A 6,545-nucleotide genomic window follows, 5' to 3' on the forward strand; every position below is an offset into this window, starting at 1 on the left:
ATTCCACCGCAGGCAAAATGAATACCCCCACCGAATTCGTGAGGGCATCATCCGAATTTTCCGCCTGTGAGGTCAGTGCCGGCGCAACACCGAGCCGGCCCACGCCGCCCACTCCGGGTCGTTGACCCATTCCCAGCCCTGCTCCTGGTCCCAGATGCCGGGGTCGCCCGGCGGACGGCTGCCCAGGATGAAGTCACCTACGGACGACTCCTGCAGGTAATCGAGGCCAAGGACGCGCGCCGACATGTCGGAGTCCCCGATGCCCAGGCCGCACGGGGCCATGCCCATCGCCGTGGCCACAAGATACATGGTCTGGTAGAGCACGCCGGTGTGCCGGAGGGTCGTTGCGTATGCCATGCCTCTGTACTTCCAGGACAGCCGCTGGAAGCGGGAGGTCATCGTGACCAGGACGTCGGGATCGGCCTCCCTGGACGTCGACACGGATGCCACCTCCAGCATCGCCCTGCGGTCCTGGGGGTCGTCGTTCACCAAAACGAGTCGGTGCCCAACGGGATCGTAGTAGTAGATGCCCGGGTCGACGCCGGCGCATCGCTGGATGGTCAGGTACAGCTCCAGCTCGAAGGCCGAGCCTCCGGTGGGGTAGGGACGCGAGACGATCTCACCGCCCGGTTCGCCGCCTGCCGCCGGGACGAAGTGGGTCCTGACCCTGGCAACCCGGTAGAGGAACTCGCCGATCTGCTCCGCGGTGAGCGGCTGTTCACCGTAGCTTCGGAACGACCTGCGGCCTTCCAGTGCCGCGGTCAAGCCGGGGTCCCGCTGCGTGACGTCTTCCAGGGAGGGGCGGTAGAGCTCGACCGAGGGCCCGTCGGGCACCGGCTTGACCGCCGGACGCGGGGCGATCTTCCCCTTGTGCGGGAACACGCCCCCCAGTGGTTCGTCGAACCGTCCGCTGCGGACGCGCGAGTGGAACAGCAGGTCGTGGAAGTCCCACTGCCGCAGGACTGGGTCCTCCTCCCCGTCGAAGTCCTCACCTGCCGGGCGGACTTCGACGAATCCGGCGCCGACCAGTACACCCAGCAGCGCGCAGACCTCCGCCACCGCCAGATCACCGCCCGCAGACTCGGCAATATCGTCGACGCGCTGGACGTCGGCAAGCGATGCCACAAGCTCCCGGGCGGCCCTATGGACCAGCAGCACCCTGACCTTGGCCAGCGGCGACTCCAGCACCAGCATCCCGGACCTGCTGCGGCACAGGGCGAACCTGGACAGCTTCACCAAGTCGTCCGGTTGCACGGTCTCGGCCTTCGAGCCGACGTCTTGCGCGGTGTGCTCGAAACGGATCAGTTCTCGCCCGCCGATCAGCACGCCGTACACGAGCAGGCGCCCGATGCGGCCCAGGAGGCGTTGGAACTGGACGCGTTCGGCAGGGCCGAGCTCGTTCAGTGCCTTGTCCGTGGGGACGAGATCATCGGCGAGCGCAGCGAGGGCATCACGGACACGTCCCTCGGGGAGCCGGACGGCGAAGGTGCTCACAGATGTGGTGAGGTTGACCGACGTGGCGTCGAACTCGACCCGGACGTCGTCCCGGAAGCCTACGAGGTACTCGACTTCGGGCCACGGGTTACCAGGTCGCATGCTGACCTCCGAAATCACGGATACGTATCCACCATGGTCGTGCGACAACCATCATTTCTGGCAAGAAGCCGATGACGCCGGTCAGTTACTCGATGACATTGGTCATGTAGCTGTCGAAGTGTTCCGAGCAGTCGTCCAATTACCTTTGTTTCACGAATGATGATGATTGTCATCCGCCGCGGTTTGGCGCTTGCGTGCCCCCTCCCGCCCTCCCAGGCTTGTCACTGATCACTCGATGCACCGTGGTGGTCGAATGAATGATTACGACCATGCAGAAGTGGGGCGGGAATGTCTGTAGGGCAGGCGATGAGCAGCCGCACGACACAGACCCGGAACTACGTTCTGCGCATTCTGAAGCACCTTGAGAGAGACCCGGCAAGAATCGTTGTCCGTTCCTGGGACGGCGATCTCACCGCCGGCGAGTTCCACAGATTCATAGCGAACGCTGCGATATCCCTGGCACGGGCCGGAGTCGGGGCCGCGGACACCGTGGCCGTACTGACTGAACCGAACTGCGCCACCATGCTCGCCGCAAGGTACGCCGTCCATCTGCACGGCGCCGCCGTGACCCACATCCGATCCATGAACGCCCGGTCCGACGCAGACGAGTTACCGGCGGCCGAGCAGGCGCGACTGCTGCGCGCCACCGGCGCGCGCGTGCTGATGGTGGACGGCCCCAACGCCCCGCGCGGGCGCGCCCTGTGTAACAACCAGGATGGACTCGCACTCGTCGCTCTCGCCCGTGATACCGCCATGCCCGGAACCATGGACATGCCCCCGGCAGCCCCCTACACGCCCGAGAACCTGGCGGTCGTGGACCTGACCAGCGGCACCACCGGCAGCCCCAAGCTCGTGCGCCGCTCGTTCGGCGTGCGAGGCCGGCTCATCGACCTGTCGTTCGGTGTCTCCGAACCGGAACACCGGCCCACGCTCCTGTCGGTGACCCCGATCAGCCATGCCACGGCGACGATGGTGGACGCGGCGCTCGCCGCAGGCGGCACGGTGGTGCTGCACAACGGCTTTCGCGTGGACGACGTGCTGCGCGCTCTGACCGAGCAGCAGGTGACCGACATGTACCTCGCGGTGCCCCACCTCTACCAGCTCATCGATCAACCCGGCATCGACGAAGCCGTCTTCCCGTCGCTGCGGCAGGTCCTCTACAGCGGCACAGCCGCTGCGCCTTCCCGAATCGCCCGGGCCGCGCAGGTCTTCGGACACACCTTGGCCCAACTGTACGGCAGCACCGAGGCCGGCGGCATGTGCACCCTGACCCCGCTGGACCACTGTGAACCGGAACTCCTACCCAGCGGCGGTCGCCCGTTTCCCTGGGTGGAGATGGAAATCCGACGGCTCGAATCCGGTGAGACAGTCGAGCGGGGAGAAGCGGGAGAAATATACGTCCGGTCGCCCACCCTCATGGATGGCTACATCGGCGACGAGGAACACGTCGGCCCCACGGTGAGGGGCGGCTGGCTCGGCACAGGAGATCTCGGCCACTGGGACAAGTACGGATACCTCCGTCTGCTGGGCCGAATCGGCAGCGTCGTCAAGGCCAACGGGATAAAGATCCATCCCTCATCGGTCCAGGACATTCTGCTGCAGCACCCGGAAGTGGCGGATTCCGTGGTGTACGGAATCCGTGACACTGAGTATGCCGAGCACCTGGAAGCCGCTGTCCAATTGCGTACCGGTGCGCGCTGTACAGCCGACGATCTGCGTACCCACATAGCCGCATCTCTGTCAGCGGCGCACGTTCCGGAGGACTTCTCCTGGTGGGAAGAGATACCACTCAATCCATCAGGAAAGCCTGACTACGCACTTCTCAGAGGTCGAAAGGATGCGCAATGATCCCTCACGGGCATTTCGCGCGGTCGTTGCGCTTGCGGCGGCTGCACCACCACACCACATCCGGGTTGATGATCACGCCCTTGGACCACTCCATCAGTGACGGTCCCGTGGTGCCGAGGAACAGCTCGATCGATCTGCTCGCGGGGCAGCTCGCCGCAGGCGGCGTCGACGCGATCGTGGTACACAAGGGCAGCGTGCGGCACATCCGTCCAGAGCGGTTCGCCGACATGTCGCTGATCATCCATCTCAACGCGAGCACCGGGCAGGCGTCGGATCCTGACGCCAAGTACGTCGTCACCGAAGTGGAAGAAGCGCTGCGCCTGGGCGCAGACGCGGTGAGCGTGCACGTCAACCTGGGCTCCGACGACGAGCGTCAGCAGATCGCCGACCTCGGCAGGATCTCCGACGCCTGCGACCGCTGGAACCTGCCGCTCATGGCCATGGTGTATCCCCGCGGACCTCGCATCGACGACCCCCACGACCCCACGCTCGTGGCCCACGCGGTGACCATCGCGGCAGATCTGGGAGTCGACCTGATCAAGACGTCCTTCCCGAGTTCCCTGCCCGCCTTGATGGCACTGACCGACGCTTGCCCCGTCCCGATCCTCGTCGCCGGTGGTCCGCCACGGGCCTCGGAGGACGGCGTCCTCGAATTCGTCGGCGAGGTCCTCGCGGGCGGTGCGCTGGGCGTCGCCATGGGGCGCAACATCTTCCACTCCTCAGACCCGCAGCGGATGGCCAGGCGGGTGGCGCAGCTCGTGCACCGGTTGCCAGGCGAAGAACCCGCAGCAGAATTCGACCACATGACGAGGGGACACCAGCATGATGGACAGCAAACTGTGCTGGCTTGACATACGCAAGGCCGGCGATCTTGCACCGGCGATTCTCGAAGAGGCGATGCATCAACGCATCGACGCCATCGTCGCCGCCGACATGAAGGTGCTGGCGGATCTTCCCCCCACGATCCGTCGGGTCCTCGTGCACGACGCCGGCGAGCCGACGGACGGCTTCGCGGGCGCCGACCTGGTCCTGGTGGCCGGTAGCGCCGATGACCGCGCCAAGCTGGCCGATGCGCACCCGGCCATCGAGTTCGGCCGCTACGTCGAGATCGTCGACGCGGAGACCTTGGAACTGGCCTGTCTGTCGGCACGGACCGAACGGTGGAGTCTGCTCGACTTCCGCGATCCCACGAAGATCCCGCTGGAGATCGTCATCGCAGCCGCGGCCGGATGCGACGGAACCGTCGTGACCATGGCCGCCGACGTGGAGGAAGCCCGGATCATCTTCGGTGTGCTCGAACTGGGTTCGGACGGCGTGCTCATGCCCGCGCGAGCCGTCGGCGACGCCACCGCGCTGAGGCGAGCCGCCGGGACGACCACCGGGGAGATCCCCCTCGTCGAACTGGAGGTCACGGCGACCTCGCACATTGGCATGGGCGAGCGCGCCTGCGTCGACACCTGCAGTTACCTCGGAAAGGACGAGGGCATTCTGGTGGGCTCGCACTCGAAGGGAATGGTTCTCTGCGTCAGCGAGACCCACCCCCTTCCCTATATGCCGACGAGGCCCTTCAGGGTCAACGCGGGTGCGATCCACTCCTACACCGTTTCGCACCACGGCCGTACCCACTACCTCAGCGAACTCGGCGCAGGAAGCAAAGTGTTGGCCGTCGATACGAAGGGGCGCACCCGCGTGGTCAGCGTGGGACGTGTCAAGATCGAAACGCGGCCTCTGATCTCCGTGGACGCCGTGGCCCCCAACGGGCAGACAGTGAACCTGATCCTCCAGGACGACTGGCACGTCAGGGTCCTCGGTCCTGGGGGTGCCGTGCTCAACAGCACGGAGCTCCGTCCAGGGGACAAGATCCTCGGGCATCTGCCGACGGCCGATCGCCATGTCGGCTATCCGATAGACGAGTTCTGCCGCGAGCAGTGACACTCGCGCCGGTTCCCGGAGGCGGCATCGCCTCCGGGAACCGTTTCACTTATCTGCCTGGTCAACTGGTCAGATCCAACATCGTTCGCTCGCTATTCGCACGGCGTCGTAACGGTTGCGGGCGTCGAGCTTCTTGATCGCCGCCGAGGCCAGGTTGCGAATCGTTCCTGCAGTTAGATAGAGCTCCCCCGCCATCTCCTTCACCGAAGCCCCCGACGCCGTGAGCCGCAGCACGTCAGCCTCTCGGTCGGTCAACGGACCGTCCTGTCTGCCCACGACAGACAGGAGCTGTGGGTCCATGACGACTTGTCCTGACGCGACACCACGCACAGAGTCGATCAATCTCCGTAGCCCAGCGGTCTTGGGGACAATGCCCAACACTCCGGCTCTAAGAGCCTGGTCCACGAAGGTCCGCGTCGGAGCGTCCACGACCAGTGCCACTCCGCAAGCAGGGCGCGCCTTGCGTATTTCACAGGCTACAGCCACACAGTCCCCGTGGACCCTGTCCGGGTCGATCAGGGTGACGTCCGCTTCTTTACGCTCGACGACTTCGACTAACTTGTGATAGTTACTAACAACGGTCACCACTTCAAGGCCCTCTTCCCGGCTGAGCGACGCGGCCATCAGCTCCGCCGTGAGAAGGGCACTGCCGGCTATGGCAATGCGACTCGCCATACTGCTCCCCGTTTTGTCGGATGCGGCCTGTGTGGTCTCCGTCAAACGGCGCACAGGCAACTTGTGCATCACCCTAGAGAAGCTTGTGCGATACGCGTGGCCACTTGAGGAAGATCTGAGCCAGGCGACTTCACATTTTCCTCGCCTTTTCCTCGCCTTTTACTCGCCAAATGCGCCATACCTTCAGGGACGGATGTGTACTCGGCTCGGACGACCGCGGCGACCTCGAACAGGAGACGCGGTTTCTGCTGACGCCCTCTCAGCTCTTGCGCACAGTGATGGCCGATGCCGCCGAGCCCCGGCCCGGCACCGATACCGACCGCTCGGCACCATCGGGCGCCGCCTCCGGGAAGTATCGACGGACGTAGACGCCACGCGGTGCACGAAGCCTTGGCTAGTACTACAGCCGGTGGTTCACGTGACGTGATGGCGGTCGGTTCGTTGGGCCGTTCGTGGGACTGATGCTGCCGCCGGGGGCGGTTGGAACGGGCGAG

5 protein-coding genes are annotated in these 6,545 nt (G+C 65.3%); 3 read left to right on the forward strand and 2 right to left on the reverse strand.

What is annotated here, in order from left to right:
• Positions 1–72: 72 nt before the first annotated feature.
• A complete protein-coding gene (locus tag ABD357_RS06160; protein ID WP_344388014.1) occupies positions 73–1,596 on the reverse strand; it encodes a SagB/ThcOx family dehydrogenase in 1,524 nt (507 codons plus the stop codon).
• 306 nt (positions 1,597–1,902) lie between these two features.
• Here ABD357_RS06160 and ABD357_RS06165 point away from each other — a divergent pair, with 306 nt between their 5' ends.
• From ABD357_RS06165 to ABD357_RS06175, 3 genes are read left to right on the forward strand one after another with little or no spacing between them, the layout of a single operon-like run.
• Positions 1,903–3,444, forward strand: coding sequence for a class I adenylate-forming enzyme family protein (locus ABD357_RS06165; protein WP_344388015.1), 1,542 nt, complete (start codon positions 1,903–1,905; stop codon positions 3,442–3,444).
• Entirely contained in the window at positions 3,441–4,295 is an 855-nt protein-coding gene (locus tag ABD357_RS06170; protein ID WP_344388017.1) for a 2-amino-3,7-dideoxy-D-threo-hept-6-ulosonate synthase, read from the forward strand. Before ABD357_RS06165 ends, ABD357_RS06170 begins: the two co-directional genes overlap by 4 nt.
• Positions 4,267–5,376 carry a 3-dehydroquinate synthase II family protein gene (locus ABD357_RS06175; protein WP_344388019.1) on the forward strand — a complete coding sequence of 370 codons (1,110 nt, stop codon included), beginning with the start codon at positions 4,267–4,269 and terminating at the stop codon, positions 5,374–5,376. The genes ABD357_RS06170 and ABD357_RS06175 overlap by 29 nt, the downstream gene beginning before the upstream one ends.
• A 69-nt stretch (positions 5,377–5,445) precedes the next feature.
• Here the strand turns inward: ABD357_RS06175 and ABD357_RS06180 are convergent, their stop codons facing one another.
• Positions 5,446–6,051 carry a LuxR C-terminal-related transcriptional regulator gene (locus tag ABD357_RS06180; RefSeq protein ID WP_344388021.1) on the reverse strand — a complete coding sequence of 202 codons (606 nt, stop codon included), beginning with the start codon at positions 6,049–6,051 and terminating at the stop codon, positions 5,446–5,448.
• Between the last annotated feature and the right edge of the window lie 494 nt (positions 6,052–6,545).

Source organism: Streptomyces vastus, from assembly GCF_039532825.1.
GTDB classification, from domain to species: Bacteria; Actinomycetota; Actinomycetes; order Streptomycetales; family Streptomycetaceae; genus Streptomyces; species Streptomyces vastus.

Bases quoted from the DNA above. Each gene is read 5' to 3' on its own strand.
- ABD357_RS06170 (WP_344388017.1), top strand. From the start codon at position 3,441: ATGATCCCTCACGGGCATTTCGCGCGGTCGTTGCGCTTGCGGCGGCTG.
- ABD357_RS06165 (WP_344388015.1), top strand. From the start codon at position 1,903: ATGAGCAGCCGCACGACACAGACCCGGAACTACGTTCTGCGCATTCTG.
- ABD357_RS06160 (WP_344388014.1), bottom strand. From the start codon at position 1,596: ATGCGACCTGGTAACCCGTGGCCCGAAGTCGAGTACCTCGTAGGCTTC.
- ABD357_RS06180 (WP_344388021.1), bottom strand. From the start codon at position 6,051: ATGGCGAGTCGCATTGCCATAGCCGGCAGTGCCCTTCTCACGGCGGAG.
- ABD357_RS06175 (WP_344388019.1), top strand. From the start codon at position 4,267: ATGATGGACAGCAAACTGTGCTGGCTTGACATACGCAAGGCCGGCGAT.